General features: G+C 63.2%; 20 protein-coding genes. 17 read left to right on the top strand and 3 right to left on the bottom strand.

Annotated features, from left to right (window positions below):
• Nucleotides 1-53 precede the first annotated feature (53 nt).
• Nucleotides 54-299: an FAD assembly factor SdhE gene (locus tag IG627_RS10340; protein WP_193192273.1), complete on the top strand. Its 246-nt coding sequence runs from the start codon at nucleotides 54-56 to the stop codon at nucleotides 297-299.
• Complete coding sequence (locus IG627_RS10335) at nucleotides 274-723, top strand: protein YgfX (protein WP_193192272.1); 450 nt, start codon at nucleotides 274-276, stop codon at nucleotides 721-723. Before IG627_RS10340 ends, IG627_RS10335 begins: the two co-directional genes overlap by 26 nt.
• A 33-nt stretch (nucleotides 724-756) precedes the next feature.
• On the opposite strand, the gene nadB is transcribed toward IG627_RS10335, so the two are convergent.
• Nucleotides 757-2,388: an L-aspartate oxidase gene (gene nadB, locus IG627_RS10330; protein WP_193192271.1), complete on the bottom strand. Its 1,632-nt coding sequence runs from the start codon at nucleotides 2,386-2,388 to the stop codon at nucleotides 757-759.
• 180 nt (nucleotides 2,389-2,568) lie between these two features.
• Between nadB and rpoE the strand changes: the two genes are divergently transcribed.
• The 5 genes from rpoE to ycjG all read left to right on the top strand — a co-directional run bounded on the left by rpoE (nucleotide 2,569) and on the right by ycjG (nucleotide 6,434).
• Nucleotides 2,569-3,183: an RNA polymerase sigma factor RpoE gene (gene rpoE, locus IG627_RS10325; RefSeq protein ID WP_193192270.1), complete on the top strand. Its 615-nt coding sequence runs from the start codon at nucleotides 2,569-2,571 to the stop codon at nucleotides 3,181-3,183.
• Nucleotides 3,184-3,303: 120 nt separating this feature from the next.
• On the top strand, nucleotides 3,304-4,005 hold the full coding sequence (locus tag IG627_RS10320) for a sigma-E factor negative regulatory protein (protein WP_193192269.1): 702 nt from the start codon (nucleotides 3,304-3,306) through the stop codon (nucleotides 4,003-4,005).
• Between the two features lies 1 nt (nucleotide 4,006).
• Complete coding sequence (locus IG627_RS10315; RefSeq protein WP_319024545.1) at nucleotides 4,007-4,978, top strand: MucB/RseB C-terminal domain-containing protein; 972 nt, start codon at nucleotides 4,007-4,009, stop codon at nucleotides 4,976-4,978.
• A 14-nt stretch (nucleotides 4,979-4,992) separates the two neighbouring features.
• Complete coding sequence (locus IG627_RS10310) at nucleotides 4,993-5,442, top strand: SoxR reducing system RseC family protein (protein ID WP_193192267.1); 450 nt, start codon at nucleotides 4,993-4,995, stop codon at nucleotides 5,440-5,442.
• A 44-nt stretch (nucleotides 5,443-5,486) separates the two neighbouring features.
• Nucleotides 5,487-6,434: an L-Ala-D/L-Glu epimerase gene (gene ycjG / locus IG627_RS10305; RefSeq protein ID WP_193192266.1), complete on the top strand. Its 948-nt coding sequence runs from the start codon at nucleotides 5,487-5,489 to the stop codon at nucleotides 6,432-6,434.
• On the opposite strand, the gene mpaA is transcribed toward ycjG, so the two are convergent.
• A complete protein-coding gene (gene mpaA, locus IG627_RS10300; protein ID WP_193192265.1) occupies nucleotides 6,422-7,126 on the bottom strand; it encodes a murein tripeptide amidase MpaA in 705 nt (234 codons plus the stop codon). The genes ycjG and mpaA overlap by 13 nt on opposite strands.
• 168 nt (nucleotides 7,127-7,294) lie before the next feature.
• Between mpaA and IG627_RS10295 the strand changes: the two genes are divergently transcribed.
• The 9 genes from IG627_RS10295 to acpS all read left to right on the top strand — a co-directional run bounded on the left by IG627_RS10295 (nucleotide 7,295) and on the right by acpS (nucleotide 15,417).
• Nucleotides 7,295-8,695, top strand: coding sequence for a Do family serine endopeptidase (locus IG627_RS10295; RefSeq protein ID WP_193192264.1), 1,401 nt, complete (start codon nucleotides 7,295-7,297; stop codon nucleotides 8,693-8,695).
• A 238-nt stretch (nucleotides 8,696-8,933) separates the two neighbouring features.
• On the top strand, nucleotides 8,934-10,739 hold the full coding sequence (gene lepA, locus IG627_RS10290; RefSeq protein WP_193192263.1) for a translation elongation factor 4: 1,806 nt from the start codon (nucleotides 8,934-8,936) through the stop codon (nucleotides 10,737-10,739).
• A gap of 81 nt (nucleotides 10,740-10,820) precedes the next feature.
• A complete protein-coding gene (gene lepB / locus IG627_RS10285) occupies nucleotides 10,821-11,591 on the top strand; it encodes a signal peptidase I (protein ID WP_193192262.1) in 771 nt (256 codons plus the stop codon).
• A 30-nt stretch (nucleotides 11,592-11,621) separates the two neighbouring features.
• Entirely contained in the window at nucleotides 11,622-12,062 is a 441-nt protein-coding gene (locus tag IG627_RS10280) for a DUF4845 domain-containing protein (RefSeq protein WP_193192261.1), read from the top strand.
• Nucleotides 12,055-12,747 (top strand): ribonuclease III, encoded by a 693-nt coding sequence (gene rnc, locus IG627_RS10275; RefSeq protein WP_193192260.1) that lies wholly within the window; start codon nucleotides 12,055-12,057, stop codon nucleotides 12,745-12,747. Before IG627_RS10280 ends, rnc begins: the two co-directional genes overlap by 8 nt.
• A 227-nt stretch (nucleotides 12,748-12,974) precedes the next feature.
• Nucleotides 12,975-13,874 carry a GTPase Era gene (gene era / locus IG627_RS10270; RefSeq protein WP_193192259.1) on the top strand — a complete coding sequence of 300 codons (900 nt, stop codon included), beginning with the start codon at nucleotides 12,975-12,977 and terminating at the stop codon, nucleotides 13,872-13,874.
• Between the two features lie 13 nt (nucleotides 13,875-13,887).
• Nucleotides 13,888-14,283: a GFA family protein gene (locus IG627_RS10265; protein ID WP_193192258.1), complete on the top strand. Its 396-nt coding sequence runs from the start codon at nucleotides 13,888-13,890 to the stop codon at nucleotides 14,281-14,283.
• Nucleotides 14,284-14,285: 2 nt separating this feature from the next.
• A complete protein-coding gene (gene recO, locus IG627_RS10260; RefSeq protein WP_193192257.1) occupies nucleotides 14,286-15,044 on the top strand; it encodes a DNA repair protein RecO in 759 nt (252 codons plus the stop codon).
• Complete coding sequence (gene acpS, locus IG627_RS10255) at nucleotides 15,034-15,417, top strand: holo-ACP synthase (protein WP_193192256.1); 384 nt, start codon at nucleotides 15,034-15,036, stop codon at nucleotides 15,415-15,417. Before recO ends, acpS begins: the two co-directional genes overlap by 11 nt.
• A 75-nt stretch (nucleotides 15,418-15,492) precedes the next feature.
• On the opposite strand, the gene IG627_RS10250 is transcribed toward acpS, so the two are convergent.
• Nucleotides 15,493-18,387 carry a response regulator gene (locus tag IG627_RS10250; RefSeq protein ID WP_193192255.1) on the bottom strand — a complete coding sequence of 965 codons (2,895 nt, stop codon included), beginning with the start codon at nucleotides 18,385-18,387 and terminating at the stop codon, nucleotides 15,493-15,495.
• 203 nt (nucleotides 18,388-18,590) lie between these two features.
• On the opposite strand from IG627_RS10250, the gene cysM reads away from it, so the two are divergent.
• Nucleotides 18,591-19,487, top strand: coding sequence for a cysteine synthase CysM (gene cysM, locus IG627_RS10245; protein ID WP_193192306.1), 897 nt, complete (start codon nucleotides 18,591-18,593; stop codon nucleotides 19,485-19,487).
• Nucleotides 19,488-19,490 lie beyond the last annotated feature (3 nt).

Genomic DNA, 19,490 nt, shown 5'->3' with positions numbered 1-19,490 from the left:
GTGGAGCAGGGGGGTATACTGCGCGCACTTTTAGCCGGGTTGGAATTTAACCTATGGATCGCAACCGCCTCTTTTGGGCCAGTCGCCGCGGTATGCTGGAGCTGGACCTGGTACTGCTGCCGTTTCTGGACAATGTCTACGAGACGCTGGAACCGGAGGATCAGCAGCGCTATATCAGGTTGCTGGACGAACAGGACCAGGACCTGTTCGCCTGGTTTCTGCGTCGCGAGGACCCCTCCGATCCCGAGCTGCTGCGCATAGTGCAGATTATCCGTGACAACACAGGCCTCCAGGAGTAGTTACCCGCAGTTCCTCGAGCGCAGCGCCCGGCTCACTTGTGCCGTGGCGCCCTCCCGCCTCCTGTTTATTCTTCTTCTCCTGATCGCGTTGCAGGCGCTGTCGCTACTGTGGTGGTGTCGCCTGCCGCTGTATCTCTTTCTGCCCGCCGTATTGCTGGTGCTGATTTACGCAGCCTTCGAGTGGAGGCGTCTGCATGCGGTGCGGGGATGGCTCGGTACCCGCGAGCGGCGCTGGTTCTGGCAGGCGGCGGACGGCGAGCAGCGGGAATTCGAGTTCCAGGGAGAGCTGGTGTTGTGGCGCTGGCTGCTGGTGATCAACGGGCGGGATCTGCAGGGACGGCGGCTGCGGATGGTGTTGGCGCGGGATTCTGTGGGCAGGGATGACTGGCGCCGCTTGCAGGCGGCGCTGCGCTATTCCAGGTAGGTGCGGGCGAGCCCTGGGTACGCCCGGCGAATGTCAGACAAACTGCCGCTGGTCGGCAAAATTCTCCGGCACCAGAATCGTATCCATCGCCAGCTCGCGCAGATCCGGGTAATCGAGCGAGTAGTGCAGGCCGCGGCTCTCCCGACGATCCAGCGCCGAGCGGATGATCAGTTCGGAGACCAGCGACAGGTTGCGCAGTTCGATCAGGTCGCTGCTGACCTTGTAGTTGGCGTAGAACTCACGGATCTCCCGCTGCAGCAGGCCGATGCGGTGCTGGGCGCGCAACAGGCGCTTGCGTGTGCGCACGATACCCACGTAGTCCCACATAAAACGGCGCAGCTCATCCCAGTTGTGCGAGATCACCACGTCTTCATCGGAATCGGTCACCCGCGAGGCATCCCAGTCCGGCGCCGGCCGCGGTGGCTGCACCGAGTCCAGTGTTTCGTCCAGGTGCAGGGCCGCCGAGCGGGCATAGACCAGGCATTCCAGTAGTGAGTTGCTGGCCAGTCGGTTGGCGCCGTGCAGGCCGGTGAAGGTGGTCTCGCCGATGGCATACAGCTGGTCCAGGTCGGTACGGCCGTAATCGTCCACCATCACACCGCCACAGGTGTAGTGGGCCGCCGGTACCACTGGTATGGGTTCCCTGGTGATATCGATGCCGTACTGCAGGCAGTTCTTGTGGACGGTGGGGAAGTGCTCGCGTACGAAATCGGCGTCCTTGTGCGAGATATCCAGGTAGACGCAGTCGGCGCCCAGGCGCTTCATCTCGTGGTCTATGGCGCGGGCGACTATGTCCCGCGGTGCCAGCTCGCCGCGTTTGTCGAAGCGGTGCATAAAGCGCTGGCCATTGGGTAGCTTCAGCTGCCCGCCCTCACCGCGCAGCGCCTCAGTCACCAGTAGCGCCTTGGCCTTGGGGTGGTAGAGGCAGGTGGGATGGAACTGGTTGAATTCCATATTGGCGACCCGGCAGCCGGCGCGCCAGGCCATGGCGATACCATCGCCGCTGGCGCCATCCGGGTTGCTGGTATAGAGGTAGGCCTTGCTGGCACCGCCGGTGGCCAGCACCACGGCGCGGGCCTGGTACAGCTCGACCTCTTCAGAGTTCTTGTTATAGACGTAGGCGCCGGCGCAGCGGAAGCGGCCCTTGCCCGGATCCGGCTGGCGGATCAGGTCCAGGGCCACATGGTGTTCGAAGCAGTCGATATTCTCCGCCGCGCGCACCTTGTCGATCAGGGTGCTGTGTACGGCGCGGCCGGTGGCATCGGCACTGTGGATAATGCGGCGGTGGCTGTGCCCGCCCTCCTTGGCCAGGTGGTAGTCGCCCCGATCGCGGGTAAAGTCCACACCCTGGTCTATCAGCCACTGGATGGCGGCGGTGCTGTTCTCGACGGTCATGCGCACCGCGTCCGGGTGGCAGAGGCCGGCGCCCGCGTCTAATGTGTCAGCAATGTGCGACTCCACAGAGTCCATCTCGTCGAGTACCGCGGCGATACCGCCCTGGGCGAACCAGGTGGAACCGTCCTGCAGTCGCTGCTTGGACAGCAGGGCCACGCGATAGCGCGCCGCCAGATGCAGGGCCAGGGTCAGGCCAGCGGCGCCGCTGCCGATTACCAGTACGTCATACTGTTTCGAGTTGAAAGTTGCCTTGGCAGTCATACATTTCATTTATGTTTAGGGGCGCGTAGTATAGCGCCTCCTCAAGATTCGTCGATTTGACCCGGAACTTATGTCCTATCTCCAGTGTCATCATCTCAACAGAATAAACGCCTGCGCCGGCAGCCCCGCTTCTGGTGCGGGTGGCGCCTGCGGTGCGATTGCTGGTAATGGGAGTAAGGGGATTAGGGGATGACAGCGCAACAGGCGTCACCGAGTGACCGCGAGCTGGTTGAGCGGGTACAGAAGGGGGACAAGCGCGCCTTCGACCTGCTGGTTCTGAAATACCAGCACAAGATAGTCGCTGTAGTCAGCCGCTTTATCAAGGATCACGCCGAGGTGCAGGACGTGACCCAGGAGGCCTTTATCAAGGCCTACCGCGCCCTGGCCAATTTTCGTGGCGAAAGTGCCTTCTACACCTGGATGTACCGCATCGCCATCAATACCGCCAAGAACCACCTGGTATCCCGCAGCCGCCGCCCGCCGTCTTCGGACGTGGATCTGGAAGACGCCGAATTCTATTCCGGTGCCGACCTGCTGCGGGACAACGAAACCCCGGAGAATCAGCTTTTCCGTGACCAGCTTGAAGCTACTGTTCATGAGGCCATCCGTGCGCTGCCGGAGGATCTGCGCTCGGCGGTGACCCTGCGCGAGTTGGAAGGGCTCAGCTATGAGGAGATCGCCGAGGTGATGAGCTGCCCGGTGGGCACTGTGCGCTCGCGCATCTTCCGTGCCCGCGAGGCCATAGATCGCGCGGTGCAGGCGGCAATGGCGGGAGAGCCGGAGACGCTCGGGGATCGCAACTGAACGCGGGAGAATTTTTTTCCCGGGGGCGAAACAAACCGCCGAATCTCAGGTCATAACTGGTAACCACAAGTGGTGCCCGCGGGCGCCGAAAATATGAATGCACAGAGAGGGTAGACCCGTATGTCCCACGGGAATCATCAGGATCGTCTGAACGAATCGCTGTCGGCACTGATGGACGGCGAGGCCAGCGAGCTGGAGCTGCAGCGTTTGCTGAAGGCCAGTGCTGGCTCCGCGGAAGTCGGCGAGCGCTGGTCGCGCTACCAGCTGGCGGCCAGCGTGCTGCGCCGCGAGCAGGTGGCCCCGGTGGACAGTGGCCTGGCGGCGAGCATTTCCGCGGCGATCGAGCGGGAGGAGCCTCTCTCCCTATCGGGCGGCGGTGGCGCCGAAGCGGCCGACGGCCTGGCGAACAGCCGCTGGTGGCGACCCCTGTCCCGGGGTGCCGTGGCGGCGACCGTCGCCTTCGCCGCGATCCTGGGTGTGCAGCAGTTGCAGGTTGCCGATAGCGGCGTGCAGCCCGGCGGCGAACTGGTCGCCGAGGTGGAGCGACCGGCGCAACCGGTGGTGCAGTCCTCTCCGCAGCCCTCTGGATTCTATGTCCCTGCGCCGACTACGCGCTCGGTGAGCACTGCCTCGCCGCGCCTGGTACCGGACAGCCAGCCGGGAGTCGCCGGACAGGCGGTGATCCAGCAGATGCCCACTCCCGAGCTGATGCGCCACCTCAATCGGGTGATGATCCAACACTCTGAGCAGGCCGCCCACGTCGGCAGCCAGGGCATGGTGCCTTTCGCCCGCGCCACCTACGGCGAACAGGTTGGTATGTAAGGTGCGCGCGCTCGTCGACAAGCCGGCTTCCGCAAGCCGCTGGATTTGCAAAGCCAACAGTGTCCTGTTGGCTTTGTTTCTGTTGGTGCCAGCCGCCCATGCACAAGAGGTCGACGGCGAGAACGGCACCCTCGAAGTGCAACAGTGGCTGGGCAAGCTTGCCCGCGCGGTGACCGAGCTGGAGTACCGCGGGCTGGTGACTTTCGAACACGCCGGCATGCTGGAGACACTGCAGGTGGTGCATGCAGTGCGTGATGGCGAGCAGGTGGAGCGGGTGCGCTACCTGAGCGGAAACCCGCGCGAACTGATCAGTCACGGCAGTGGCAAGAATTGCGCGCGCAGCTCCGGTCCCATGGCGCGTGCGGCCCTGTGGAGCCGGGCGGGGCAGCAGGAAGTCCAGCGCGCCTACCAATTTATACTGCGCGGCCGGGAGCGCATCGCCGACCGCGATACCGTGGTGATAGAGGCGCGTCCGCGGGACCGCCACCGCCTGGGCCTGATAGTGAATCTGGACCAGGAGACGGGGCTGCCACTGAAATCCATGTTGGTGGGCGCCCAGGGGCGCGTGCTGGAGCGCTACCAGTTCGTGCAGCTGGATCTGTCCCCGGTACAGGACAGTGATCTGCAGCCCCAGTCCGCCGATGCGCGTCGCATCGACAACAACAACCCCTGCAGTAATTCCCAGAGCCGCTGGCAGCTGAGCTGGCTGCCGGAGGGCTTCAAGGCGGTATCGATCAAGCCCCTGAACGACGGCGATATGCTGGTGTTCAGCGATGGGCTCAGCGTGTTTACGGTGTTCGTGCAACGCCTGGGGCCGGAACTGGACTTCAAGGGCCGCGCCATTCGCGGCGCCACAGTGGCCTATATGGATCGCATGGAGGTGGACGGCGTCAGCTACACAGTAACGGTAGTGGGCGAGATCCCGGACACCACCGCGCAGCGGGTGGCGGCCTCGGTCGCCGCCCCGGGCTGAACGGAGCTGCCGTCTTGCTGGAAGAACGCGGCCGGGTAGTGGCCATAGAGCCGGGGGCCATCTGGGTCGAGACGGTCCAGCGCAGTGGCTGCCACGGCTGCTCCGCCAAGACCGGCTGCGGTACCGGCCTTCTGGGCGACTACCTGTCCAATGCTGCTCGCATCCGCGTGGCCCTGAACAGCTGGGATTCCGAGAATATTTCCCTTAACGACACAGCAGTCATCGGCATCGGCGAGAAGGCCCTGGCCAGCAGCGCCCTGCTGGTCTACCTGCTGCCGCTGATTTCCCTGCTGCTCACGGCCCTGATCGGCGAGGCCCTGGCCGGCGAGGCGGGTGCCATAGGCGGTGCCCTGGCAGGTCTGATTGGCGGCGCGGCGGTGGTGCGCTGGTACAGCCGTCGCCGCGCCGCCGATCCCGCCTATGCGCCGCTGCTGCTGCGTATCGAAACCTCCCGCTCACTTTGATCCCTACCTAAACTTCTATCTCCGATTGCTGTTGGAGATATCCCATGCAGGCTCGCTGCTATGCGGAAAACTGGCCGCTGCGCACCGCTTTCGTGATTTCCCGCGGCGCCCGCACCGAAGCCCAGGTGGTGGTGGTGGAAATCAGCGGCGATGGCGTGACCGGCGTCGGCGAATGCACTCCCTACCCGCGCTACGGGGAAAGCGTCGATTCGGTGCTGCAGCAGCTGCAGCCGCTGTTGTGTGAAGTGGCACAGGGCCTGACCCGTGAGCAGCTGCAGGGCCGCCTGTTCGCCGGTGCCGCGCGCAATGCACTGGACTGTGCCCTGGCGGATTGGGAGGCCAGACGCAGCGGTGCAAAATTTACCGGACCGGAATCCCTGCCGACGGTGCAGACCCTGGTTATCGATACTCCCGACGCCATGGCCGATGCGGCTCGGGTTGCGGTAGGGCAGGGTGTCACGGTGCTGAAACTGAAACTGGACGACCGCCAGGTGGCGGAGCGGGTCGCCGCCGTGCGCCGCGCGGCCCCGGATGCGCAGCTGGTGATCGATGCCAACGAGGCCTGGCCCGCGGATACCCTGCGGGAGCGCTGCGTTCAGCTCAGCGATCAGGGGGTGGCCATGCTGGAGCAGCCGCTACCGGCAAACGACGACGACTTTCTGGAGACATTTTCCCATCCGCTGCCGATCTGCGCCGATGAGAGCTGCCATACCCGCGAGGATCTGCCGCGGCTCCAGGGCCGCTACGAGATGGTAAACATCAAGCTGGACAAGACTGGCGGCATCACCGAGGCGTTGGCGCTGGCGGAGGCGGCGAAGGCACAGGGCTTCGAGCTGATGCTCGGCTGTATGCTGTGCACTTCCCGCGCCATCCGCGCGGCCTGGCCCCTGGGTAAGGAAGTGCGATTCCTGGACCTGGATGGGCCCACCTGGTTGGCGAGGGATGTGCAGCCACCGCTGCGCTTCGAGGCCGGCCGAGTCTATTGGTCGTAGATCAGCAGATCGATCAGTGCCTGCAGGTAGTCTTCGCTGGCTGCGTCCGCGGACACCGGCGGAAACTCCACGGTGATACAGGGCAGTTTGTGCTCTGCGCACCAGGTGCCGAAGGAGCCGGGTGTCAGGTATCCGACGTCGGTGACCAGTGGCAACTGCAGGCTCCGGCTCAGGCGCTGTCCCAGGGCGCTGTTGTCCGGATCCTCCACGCAGGCCAGGGGTTCGTGGATGGACACCACCCAGGCCGGCTGCAGCCGGTCGATCAGCTGGCAGAGGGCCTGGGTTTCCGCCTCGGAACCGCCGGTGCTGCCGGTGCTCAGGCGCACATCGCGCTCCTCGGCCTCGCTGTTCCAGCGGTAGACGTTGCCGCTCCCGTCCCAGTTGTCAGTGGCGAAATTGCGGTTCAGGTCCACGCCGCGGGCGTTGGAGCGGATGCCCAGCTGGCAGCCGTCGGGGTTGACCGCCAGTATCGTATGGTGTCGCAGCAGCGAAGGTGGCAGTGAGCGCAGTGCGCAGGACAGGGCCACCACCGCGGCCACTTCGTCGCCGTGGGTGCCGGCCAAGAGCATGCCGTGACCGGAGCCTGCCTGGGCCGGAAAGTAAAACAGCGGCGCCCCCAGTTCGGACTGCCCGTACTGCTCGCGGGGGTGGCAGAATTGGCCGCGCTCAGTGCGCGGGCGCAGTGTGGTCATTCTTTACACTGTTTTACAGTTGCAGAAGAACTTTCGTGGCCAATTCGCCACTAAGAACTATCTCGATTGCCCCCTGAAGCGCCCCCAATTGTTGCGTGAGGCCCTGTCGGGGGGATTTAATAAACCTTTGATTGCATAGTAGAAGGGATCATTAGGGGTAACAAACTTATGGTTACACGCTGTACGCAGTATTTGTTAGTTCTCTGCCTTTTGATCGCGGGTCCCGCCTGCGCCCGGGGGCTCCCCGAGCTCACCGACCTGATCGAGCAGAACTCTCCCGCGGTTGTGAAAATCAACACCGTGGAGCGGAACCAGGTCAGCCGCGGAGGTCTGCCGCCGCAGTACCAGCAGGAGATTCCGGATATCTTCCGCCACCTGCTGGAGCCGCGCCGCCGGCAGCAGCGCCCTGTGGCCAGCATGGGTTCCGGATTCATCGTCTCCACAGACGGCTACATAGTCACCAACAACCATGTGGTGGACGGCGCCGACGAGGTGACAGTGACCCTGACCGACCGCCGGGAGTACGAGGCCAGGGTAATTGGCTCCGATGCCCGCTCAGACCTGGCGCTGCTGAAGATCGACGCCGAGGACCTGCCGGCGATCCGCTGGGGGGATTCCGAGGATCTCAAGGTGGGCGAATGGGTGGTGGCGATCGGCTCGCCTTTCGGCCTCGACTACTCCGCCAGCGCCGGAATCGTCAGCGCCATGGGGCGCAGTATTCCCAACGAGAGCCGCGAGAACTATGTGCCCTTTATCCAGACCGACGTGGCCATCAACCCGGGGAACTCCGGTGGCCCGCTGTTCAACCTGAATGGAGAAGTGGTCGGTATCAACTCGCAGATCTACACCCGCAGTGGGGGTTCCATAGGTCTGTCCTTCGCCATTCCGGCCCGCCTGGCTCGCGACGTCGTCGCCCAGTTGAAGGATAAGGGCCGGGTGGACCGCGGCTGGCTCGGCGTCGGTATCCAGGACGTGGACCGCAACCTGGCTGAGGCCATGGGACTCGGCAAGCCCTCCGGTGCCCTGGTGGCGCAGGTGGAAGCCGGTGCACCGGCGGCCGAAGCGGGCATTATGGTCGGCGACATCATCACCCGCTTCGACGGCGAGAAGATTATGGTGTCCGGTGATCTGCCTCATGTGGTCGGCCAGACCCGTCCGGGTAGCAAGGTCCCCGTGGACCTGATGCGCAAGGGTGAGCGCAGGAAAGTCATGGTCGACGTCGGCGCACTGCCGGGCCAGGACGATGGCGAGCAGCAGGCATCGGTGAACCCGTCCACCGACGTGGGCGGACGCCTGGGCCTGGTGGTCAGCGAGATCCCCGATGCACTCAAGCAGCGCTGGAATGTGGACAGCGGCGTGCTGGTCAAGCAGGTGATTCCGGGCAAACCCGGCGCCAAGGCGGGCTTGCGCAGCGGCGATATAGTCGCACAGCTGGGCTTCGATGCCGTCGGGGACATGAAGGACTACGACAAGGTGGTCAAAGACCTGCCCGCCGACGAACTGCTGCCGATCCGCTTCTTCCGCGGCGGCCAGCCCACCTTCCGCACCATACAGATAGACGGGGATTAATGCGGAATTCGGAAAAATCTGCCGGGAGCAGATTTGGACGCCGAGGCGCCCGAAGGGCGAGCGCCATGGATGGCGCGAGTCAATGCGGAATGCGGAATAGGCGCACAGCCGGCGTCAGGTGCCCGAGAGCCATTCCGCATTCCGCATTCATCATTCCGCATTTCCTGATAGACTTGCGCCACACAGCCGGCACTCCCGCCGGCTAACGAATTGATTTTCAAAGGATTTCACCCCGCACGTGGCCACAGATCTCTCCCATATCCGCAATTTCTCCATCATTGCCCATATCGATCACGGCAAATCCACCCTGGCGGACCGCTTTATACAGGTCTGCGGTGGCCTGTCCGATCGCGAGATGGCCGAGCAGGTGCTGGACAGCATGGACCTGGAGCGGGAGCGCGGTATCACCATCAAGGCACAGAGCGTGACCCTGGATTACACCGCGCGCGACGGCAAGACCTACCAGTTGAACTTTATCGACACCCCCGGTCACGTGGACTTCTCCTACGAAGTGTCCCGCTCCCTGGCCGCCTGTGAGGGTGCGCTGCTGGTGGTGGACGCGGCTCAGGGGGTCGAGGCCCAATCGGTAGCCAACTGCTACACGGCGATAGAGCAGGGCCTGGAGGTGATTCCGGTCCTGAACAAGATGGACCTGCCGCAGGCGGATCCGGACAAGGTGGCCGAGGAAGTCGAGGACATTATCGGTATCGACGCCACCGAGGCCACCCGCTGCAGTGCCAAGTCCGGTCTCGGCGTCGAGGATGTGCTCGAGGACCTGGTGCGCCTGGTGCCGCCGCCGGAGGGCGATGTTAACGCGCCGCTGCAGGCGCTGATCATCGACTCCTGGTTCGACAGCTATCTGGGGGTGGTGTCGCTGGTGCGGGTGGTGCAGGGCACCCTGAAAGCCAAGGACAAGATAGTCACCAAATCCATCGGTCGCGCCCATGTGGTCGACAATGTCGGCATCTTCACACCCAAGCGCAAGGAAACCGGCGTACTGCGCGCCGGCGAGGTGGGCTTCGTCGTGGCCGGTATCAAGGATATTCACGGTGCGCCGGTGGGCGATACCCTGACCCACGCCAAGGGCGTCGACCAAGTGGCCATGCTGCCGGGCTTCCAGAAGGTCAAGCCGCAGGTCTACGCCGGACTCTTCCCGGTCAGCTCCGACGACTACGAGGCCTTCCGCGACGCACTGGAGAAGCTGTCTCTGAACGATGCCTCACTTTTCTACGAGCCGGAGACCTCCGACGCCCTCGGTTTCGGCTTCCGCTGCGGCTTCCTCGGCATGCTGCATATGGAGATCATCCAGGAGCGGCTCGAGCGCGAGTACGACCTGGACCTGATCACCACCGCACCCACGGTAGTGTATGAGGTGCTGCAAAACGACGGCACCGTGGTGATGGTGGACAATCCATCGCGGTTGCCGGAAGTCGGCTCCATCGACGAGATGCGCGAACCCATCGCCGAGGTCAACGTACTGGTGCCGCAGGAATACCTGGGTAACGTCATCACCCTGTGTGTCGAGAAACGCGGTATCCAGAAGGATATGCAATATGTCGGCAGCCAGGTGTCGCTGCGCTACGAGCTGCCGATGAACGAAGTGGTGATGGATTTCTTTGACCGGCTCAAGTCCGTCAGCCGCGGCTTCGCCTCACTGGATTACGGTTTTGTGCGCTTCGACCCGGCAAAGCTGGTGCGCCTGGATATCCTGATCAACGGTGATCGGGTAGACGCTTTGGCACTGATCGTGCACCGCGACCACGCCCAGCACAAGGGCCGCGCCATGGCCGAGAAAATGAAAGAACTGATTCCGCGGCAGATGTTCGATGTGGCCATCCAGGCCGCCATCGGCGGCCAGGTGGTGGCGCGCACCACGGTCAAGGCGCTGCGCAAGAACGTCACCGCCAAGTGTTATGGCGGCGATGTGACGCGCAAGAAAAAACTGCTGGAAAAACAGAAGGCGGGCAAGCGCCGCATGAAGCAAATCGGTCGTGTGGAAGTGCCGCAGGAGGCCTTCCTGGCCGTATTGAAAGTGGACCAGTAGGGTGCGCCGCGCGCACCAAGGGCTTGACGGTGCGCACGGTGCACCCTACGACGGAAAAAAGACGGAAGAATATAGAAACCAATGGACATCAATTTCCCCCTGATCCTGCTCTGGCTGGTAATAATCACCGGCGCCATCTGGCTGATCGACAGCCTGTTTTTCGCGTGCCGGCGCCGGGAAAAAAAGGCCGGCCAGCAGGTGGAAGAACCGGTAGTGGTGGAGTACGCCAAGTCCTTCTTCCCGGTACTGGCGATCGTCTTTGTGCTGCGCTCTTTTATTGTCGAGCCCTTCCAGATCCCGTCGGCGTCCATGGTGCCGACGCTGCAGGTGGGGGATTTTATCCTGGTCAACAAATACGCTTACGGCCTGCGCCTGCCGGTGTCGCGCACCAAGGTGGTGGATATCGGCGAGCCGCAGCGCGGCGATGTGATGGTGTTCTTCCCGCCGCATATGAACGACACCTACTTTATCAAGCGGGTTATCGGGCTGCCGGGGGATAAGGTCGAAGTAAAAAACAATGTGCTCTATATCAATGGTGAGCGCGCCTCGCAGGAACTGATCCAGGCGCTGCCGCCCGCCGACCCTCAGGTGGAAGTGCTGTGGGAAGAAATCTACGGCCACCGCCACCTGATGGCCAAGGACCTGGCGCCCAGCCGCTACAGCAACTTCAGCGGCACAGTACCTGAAGGGCACTACTTTATGATGGGCGACAACCGCGACAACAGTCTCGACAGCCGTGCCTGGGGCTTTGTGCCGGAACGTGACGTGGTCGGCAAGGCGTTTGCCATCTGGATGCACTGGGACCAGCTTTTGAGTTTGCCCAGTTTCAAGCGCGTAGGCACAATCGAATAAATTGCAGCAATAAAAATCGAGGGTGAATTCATGGGTGCGACCATCGGTGCATCGCTCTGCCGCCAGCGCGGCATGAGCTACTGGAGCTGGCTGCTGGTAGTGGCCGTGTTTGGATTTATCCTGACCTGCGTGTCCAAAATGGGGCCCGCCTATATCGATGCCCGCTATGTCGATGAGGGGCTCAAGGCATTGGCAGAAAATCCCGGCCTGCGTGACATGAGCCGCGGAGATATCAAGAAAGAGCTGGACCGCTTCTTCCTGATCAACAATGTGCGCGGTGAGCCCACCAAGGCGGTGAAGATCATCCGCGGGGCCGACAGCATGTTGGTGAGCGTCGACTACGAGCTGCGCCAGCCGCTGATCTACAACATCGACGTCATCATGAAATTCGACAAGCAGCTCAACACCGCCAAACCGGAACTCTGCTGCGAGCCACTGGTAGACCTGGAGCAATTCCGCAAACGTGACTGACCTCTCCCACGACCTCCTGCTGGAGCGCCTGTCCCGGCGCCTCGGCTACAGCTTCGAGCGCCGGGACCTGTTGGAACTGGCGCTGACCCACCGCTCCCACGGCAGTCGCAACAACGAGCGGCTGGAATTCCTCGGCGACTCCATTCTCGGCTTTACCATCGGCGCCGCCCTGTTCGAGCAGTTTCCCCAGGGGCGCGAAGGGCAACTCAGCCGCCTGCGCGCACAGCTGGTCAGCGGTGAGACCCTGGCCAAACTGGCCCGAGAGATGGAAATAGGCGACTGCCTGCGCCTGGGTGAGGGCGAAATGAAGAGCGGCGGCTTCCGCCGCGCGTCGATACTCGCCGACGCGGTCGAGGCGCTGATCGGTGCCATCTACCTGGATGCGGGCCTGGAAACCGCCCGCGAGCGGGTCCTGGCCTGGTTTGCGCCGCGCCTGCAGAAGCAGTCCCTGGAAACCGCCAAGGATCCCAAGACCCGCCTGCAGGAGTGGCTGCAGGCGCGCCAGAAGCCCCTGCCGGAATACCAGGTGGTCGACATCGCCGGAGCCGAGCACTCGCAGCAGTTCGTGGTTGAATGCAAGGTCAGTGGCCTGAACGAACCGGTGCGCGGCAAGGCCGGCAATCGCCGCGCGGCGGAGAAGGCGGCGGCTACCGAGGCCTATAATCGGCTTATCGGGCAAAGCTAAGTTTATTATTTTCGCATCTCGACATTCTGGAGTTGGATCGAGCGAGAAGCGAGACGCTAAGGCCCTGATGCCGGGGGTATTTGGCGGGACCTTCTGCGGCCATGGATGGCCGTGGAGAGCGTACAGGGATGTATTCACAGCGTGTCCCGCGAAATACCCCCGGCAGCAGGGCCGCCCCGCAGGTTCTTACACTCAGAGAGCTGGGGACAACCTTTCGGAGAACATTTTTGAACGATCAACCCTCACGCTGCGGCTATGTCGCCATCGTCGGCCGCCCCAATGTGGGCAAGTCCACGCTGCTGAACCACCTGTTGGGCCAGAAGCTGGCGATCACCTCGCGCAAGCCGCAGACCACGCGCCACAATATGCTCGGTATCAAGACCGAGGGGCCCAACCAGATCATATTCGTGGATACTCCCGGTCTGCACGGCGACCAGGACAAGGCCATCAACCGCTATATGAACCGCGCCGCGGCCAGCGCCGCGCGGGATGTGGATGCCGTGGTATTCGTGGTGGAACGGACCCGCTGGACCGAGGGCGACCAGCTGGTGGCCGACAAGCTGCGCGGTATCAAATGCCCGCTGATCATCGCCGTTAACAAGGTTGACCAGCTGGACGACAAGGGCGGCCTGCTGCCGCAGCTGCAGGCCCTGGCCGAGAGCCACCCGAAAGCCGAGATAGTGCCCATCTCGGCCCTGCGCGGAATCAATCTTGACGCCCTTGAGGAAGTCATCCTGAAGCACCTGCCCGAGGGCCAGCACTTCTTTCCCGAAGACCAGATCACCGACCGCAGCTCGCGCTTCCTCGCTGCGGAAATCGTGCGCGAAAAGATCATGCGCCAGCTGGGTGCCGAGGTGCCCTACCAGGTTACGGTGGAAGTGGAAGAGTTCAAGCAGGACGGACCGATACTGCATATCAGCGCCGCGATACTGGTGGAGCGCTCCGGACAGAAGCGCATCATCATCGGCAACAAGGGCGAGCGCATCAAACAGATCGGCAGCCAGGCGCGCGAGGATATGGAGCGCCTGTTCGACAGCAAGGTGATGCTGAACCTCTGGGTCAAGGTGAAGTCCGGCTGGTCCGACGACGAGCGCGCACTGCGCAGCCTTGGCTACCGGGACGAGTAGACGGGCTATCGCCATGAGCACCAGACAGGCCGCCTGCAGCTGTGGACAGCTAGCGTTGGTCGCTGAGGGCGAACCGGTGCGTATCTCCATCTGTCACTGCCTCGCCTGCCAGCGCCGCACCGGCTCCGTATTCGGGGTACAGGCCAGGTTTCCCGTAGCGCGGGTGACGGTTGAAGGTCACAGCCGCGAATATGTGCGAACCGCAGATGGCGGCAACCGTATTCACTCCCACTTCTGCCCCCAGTGTGGGGCCACTGTCTACCTGTTCCTGGACAGTGAACCGGAACTGATCGGCGTACCCGTGGGTGTCTTTGCCGATCCCGAGTTTCCCGCGCCACCGGCGTCCATCTACGAGGTGCACAAGCACCACTGGGTGCCCCTGCCGGAGCAGATAGAGCATCTGCCGTAGCCATGGCGCCTCAGCTACCACCGCAGCCCGCGTATATCCTCCACTCGCGTCCCTACCGGGACTCCAGCCTGATCCTGGAACTGCTGACACCGGAATACGGCCGTGTCGGTTGCGTTGCACGGGGCGCGCGGCGGGACAAACAGCGGCGCGCGCAATCGCTGCAGCCGTTTTCGCCGCTACTGGTCACCCTGCTCGGGCGCGGCGACCTGAAAACCCTGGGCCCGGTTGAGAGTGCCGGCTCTGCGTTGTGGCTAAAGGGCAGGGCCGTGTACGCGGGTCTCTACGCCAACGAACTGCTGGTGCGCCTGCTCGCCGCGGGCGAGGCCCAGTACGAGATATTCGCGGGCTACCAGAGACTGCTGCAGGCCCTGGAACAGCTGGATGGCAGTGACACGCAGCAACTGGAGGGACCGTTGCGGCGTTTTGAGTTGCAGCTGCTATACCAGCTCGGCAACTGCCCCCAGTTGAGTTACTGTGCTCACAGCCAGGGTCCAGTGTCTACCGGCACACAGTACAGGTTGGAGAGTGAGACCGGTTTTATTCCGGTTTACCGCCAGGGCGATGCGCGACAGCCAGGGGGAGAGTTTTCCGGCGCGGAACTGCTGGCACTGGAACAGGCGTTGCAGGGTGGCGAATTCGCACCGGAATTGCTGACCAGCGCCAAGCGTCTCACCCGTCTCCTGCTGGCGCCATTGCTGGGCGAAAGGCCCCTGCAGAGCCGTGAACTTTTCAGACAGGTTTACAACAACAATGATCGTTAGCATCGGCACGGATATCTGCAGCTACACCCGCATCGAAGCCGCCTGGCGCCGTTTCGGCGACCGCTTTGTGGAGCGGGTGCTGTCGCAGAACGAACGTCATGCGCTGAGCCAGTTGGCGGTTCCGAACCGCGCCGCCTACCTGTGCAAGCGCTTCGCCGCCAAGGAGGCGTTGGGGAAAGCACTGGGCACGGGTATCGGAGAGGGGATTTCCTGGCAGCATATTGAAGTGCGCCGCCGCCGGGGTGAGGCGCCGGAAGTGATTCTGTCTGGAGAGGCGAGGGCGCGCGCCGACGCGATGGGAGTGAGCCGGATCCACCTGAGCCTGTCCGACGAGAAAGACTTTGCCCTGGCGTTCGTAATTTTCGAGGGCTGAGTGGAATCTTCAGAGTGCGACCGCCCTGTTGGAGGGCGGCGACGCGAACTGTTACACAGCTTTTCGCATGGCCCACTAGCTTTCCTTTTCCAGGGCCTCCAGTCCAAACAGCACATCCAGGTCCTGCTCCGAGGCCCACTCGCGCAGTGCACGAATCTCCCGCATTACAGCCTCGACACTCTGGCTGTTGATATTCCCCGAATCCCGTTCCTGTAGCGGTCGCAACTCTTCCTGCAGTCGGCAGGTTGCCTCGCGCAGGCGGGGCACCCCGCAATAGCAGCAGCCGCCGTGCATGCGGTGCACCAGCTCGAACATGGCCTTGTGCTCGCCGGTAGTGCTCAAGCGCTTCAATTCCCGTTCATCGGAGGCCAGGTTCTTGATCAGCATCTGCATCATGTCCCGCGCCAGCGCGGCGTCCCCGTTGCTGAGCGTCAGGCTCTCACTGATATCCACCAGGCGCAGGCGCTCCAGGCCGGGATTCTCCCGCATCGCCGGGGCCAGGATTTTCATCCAGCGCTTGATCATATGAGAGAGCTGCGCTTCGCTGACCGGCTTGCTCAGGTAGTCGTCGAGCCCAGCCGACAGCAGCCGCGCCTTCTCTTCGGCACCGGCGTGGGCGGTCAGCGCAATGATCGGAATACGTCGCCCGGATTCCTGTGCACCGGATTCTTTTTCACGGATCAGCCGGGTGGCCTCGATGCCATCCATGCCCGGCATCTGAATGTCCATGAAGATCAGGTCGAAACCGGCTTCCCGCTCCCGGGCCTGCTGCCACAGCTCCAGGGCTTCGGTGCCGCTGGCGGCGATGACGGCCTCTATACCCTGGGCGCGCAGGAGTTCGCTGACCAGGAGACGATTGGCCTCGTGGTCGTCCACCGCCAGTACCCGCGGTACGGCGGGCCAGGGCAGCGCCGGGTGAATACCGCTGGGGCGGCCCTGGCTCAGTTGCGGCGCAGCTCGTTTGAGGGCGCGCAGCAGGTTATCGCGGGAGACAGGTTTGCTGAGGAAGGTGAGCACGCGGGTGCGCAACTGCTCGTAGCAGCGACGCATCTCTACCGGCGAGCCCTGCACTATGATGCGGCACTGGTAGGTATCCACCAGTGACTGCACCGTGCCGATAAAGTCGTCGAAATCCTCCGCGTCGCTGTTGCCGCCGGCGCTGGCAATAGCGGTGTCGATAATGACTGCATCCGGCAGCGCGTCGTGACGCCACATCTGCTCGATGGCCGGTTGCAGCGTGTCGGAATCCGACAGCTCGATGGGTTCCACCTGCCACTGCTTGAGCAGCTGTGCCACCTGGGTGCGTGTCATGCGGTTCGGGTCGGCGATCAACAGGCGGCAGCCGGGGAACTGTTCGCGCACGGGCGTGGAGCGGTTGCGCTCCAGCAGCAGCGGCAACAGCACCCAATAGGTGCTACCGCCACCGGCAGCTTCGTCGATACCGATGTTGCCGCGCATGCGTTCCACCAGGCTGCGGGCTATGGCCAGGCCCAGGCCATTGCTGCTGATCTGCTGGTTCTGTTGCTGGGTTTTGCTGACGAGCAACTGGTGCAGCTCCCGGCGGCTCGGCTCGTCGATGCGATTACCGAGATCAGTAACGCTGATGCGGATCATCAGCTCCGAGTCCTTGCTGCTCTGTACGCTCATGCGCACCGGGATATTGCCGTCCTCGGAGCTGCGCACCGCGTTGCCGACCAGATTGGTCAGTATCTGCTTGATGCGCAGCGGGTCGCCCACCAGGGTGCCCGGCAGCTGGGCATCGATCAGCGGCACCAGTTCCAGTTTCTGCTCATAGGCAAAGGGCGCCAGTATCTGCAGTGTCTCCTCCAGCAGCTGGCCCAGGTTCATCGGGATATGGTCGAGCACCAGGTTGCCGGATTCGATACGGGAGAAATCCAGTATGTCGTTGATGGTGGTCAGCAGGTTTTCCGATGAGCGCAGAATGGTCTGCAGGTAATCCTGTTGCAGCTCGTCGATATCCGTCTTCAGCAACAGGTTGGTGAAACCGATGATACCGTTCAGCGGCGTGCGGATTTCGTGGCTGGTATTGGCGAGGAAGGTGGACTTGATACGGCTCGCCTCCAGCGCCTTCTTGCGCGCCAGATCCAGCTCGATGTTCTGCTCTTCCATACTATCGAGGGACTGGCGCAGGTCCTCCATCGATTGCAGCAGGTTGGCCTTGTACTCCCGCTGGTAGCTGGAGAGGTTGTCCGCCATCTCGTTGACCTGCCCCGCGAGCCGGTTCAGTTCCCGGTTGTCGGTTTCCTCCGCCCGCCTGTCGAACTGACCGCGGCCTATGGCTTCCAGGGCCTGGCCCAGTCGTATAAGACTGTGGGCAAAACGTTCAGACAGGAAAACCGACCAAACCAGCGCCGCCAGAGTACAGATGATCAGCCCCAGCAGCCCGATCAGAACGACCTGGTAAGTGCCGACGAGGAAGTAGGGGCGGTGCAGCTCGATGGCGATCCAGCAGTGCTGGGGGTTCCCCTTGAGAGGTTGGAGTATCTGCAGGCTTTCGTCATTCTCGAAAACAAAGGCTTCGGGGCCCTCGATGTCGCCGGTACTGATCGGAACCCGCGGTCGCGGCCCCACGCCGGCCAGCAGTCGCAGGCCGGTGGCTGGGTCCAGCGGCTTGCCCTGGCCGGCTTCGGTAGAGTAAATCTGCACCGAGCGCACCATGTCTTTTTCCAGCATCAGGGTGAGCAGGCTGCGGTGCAGCCACTCCATGCGCAGCTCAGTGGGCTGGCCGCCGCTCAGTTCGATCAGCTCCGCCAGCTGCTCCGCACTGGCGCGGCCGTGGTTGAGCAGTAGCTGGCGGCGGTCGTGCATCTGCTGCAGCGTGAACACCACGCCGAGGATCAAGGCCAGTACCAGTGCCGGCGCCAGGGTAAAGCGAAAGAGTATCGCGCGCAGGGAGCGCAGGCGGGGCGGCGAATCCTGTGCCGGTTGGGGAAGCTTGGATGCGGCCATGGTCAAGAGAAGCTTATTTGGTCTATTTTTGTCCGATTCTACTCTTACTGTCCAGATTTTGCATCGGGGAGCCACAGCAACGCGGTGAATTATCCGGGCCCGGCAGAATATCGCACTAACGAATAGGTATATGCCCGAGGTTCGCAGGCCCGGGCCTGGCGGGTAGAATGGCGCTCCTCTATGTACCCGATACCGGACCGACTATGGATTACCCCACCATTGCCGACTGCGTAGGCAACACGCCGCTGGTGCGGCTGCAGCGCCTGCAGGGCAGTACCAGCAACACCATCCTGCTCAAGCTGGAGGGGAACAATCCGGCCGGTTCGGTCAAGGATCGCCCGGCGCTGTCGATGATCGGCCGCGCCGAGGCCCGTGGTCAGATAGCGCCCGGCGACACGCTGATCGAGGCCACCAGCGGCAATACCGGCATAGCCCTGGCCATGGCGGCCGCCATCAAGGGTTATCGCATGATTCTGATCATGCCCGAGAGCGCCACTGACGAGCGCAAGGCCGCCATGACTGCCTACGGCGCCGAGTTGATACTGGTCAGCGCGGAAGAGGGCATGGAGGGCGCGCGGGACCTGGCCCTGCAGATGCAGGCCGAAGGTCGCGGCCTGGTGCTGAACCAGTTCGCCAACGGCGACAACCCGCGCGCCCACTTCGAGGGCACTGGCCCGGAGATCTGGCGCCAGACCGACGGTCGCATTACCCATTTCGTGTCCTCCATGGGCACCACCGGCACCATCATGGGCTGCGGCCGCTACCTGAAGCAGCAGAACCCACAGATACAAGTCGTCGGCCTGCAGCCCACCGAGGGCTCCAGTATTCCCGGAATCCGCCGCTGGCCGGAGGCCTACCTGCCGAAGATCTTCGTGCCCGAGGAGGTTGACCGGGTGATGGATATGGACCAGCGCGAGGCGGAGGAAATGACGCGCAGGCTGGCGCGGGAAGAGGGTATCTTCTGTGGTGTCTCCTCCGGCGGCGCCGTGGCCGGTGCCCTGCGATTGTCGGCGGAACTGGAGAACGCGACCATCGTCGCCATCGTCTGCGATCGGGGAGATCGCTACCTGTCCTCCGGCCTGTTCGATCAAAAGACGTAGACA

The organism is Microbulbifer taiwanensis, assembly GCF_014904815.1.
GTDB classification, from domain to species: domain Bacteria; phylum Pseudomonadota; class Gammaproteobacteria; order Pseudomonadales; family Cellvibrionaceae; genus Microbulbifer; species Microbulbifer taiwanensis.
Note: the sequence above shows the minus strand (reverse complement) of the source record. Positions and strands in the feature narration are given on the sequence as shown.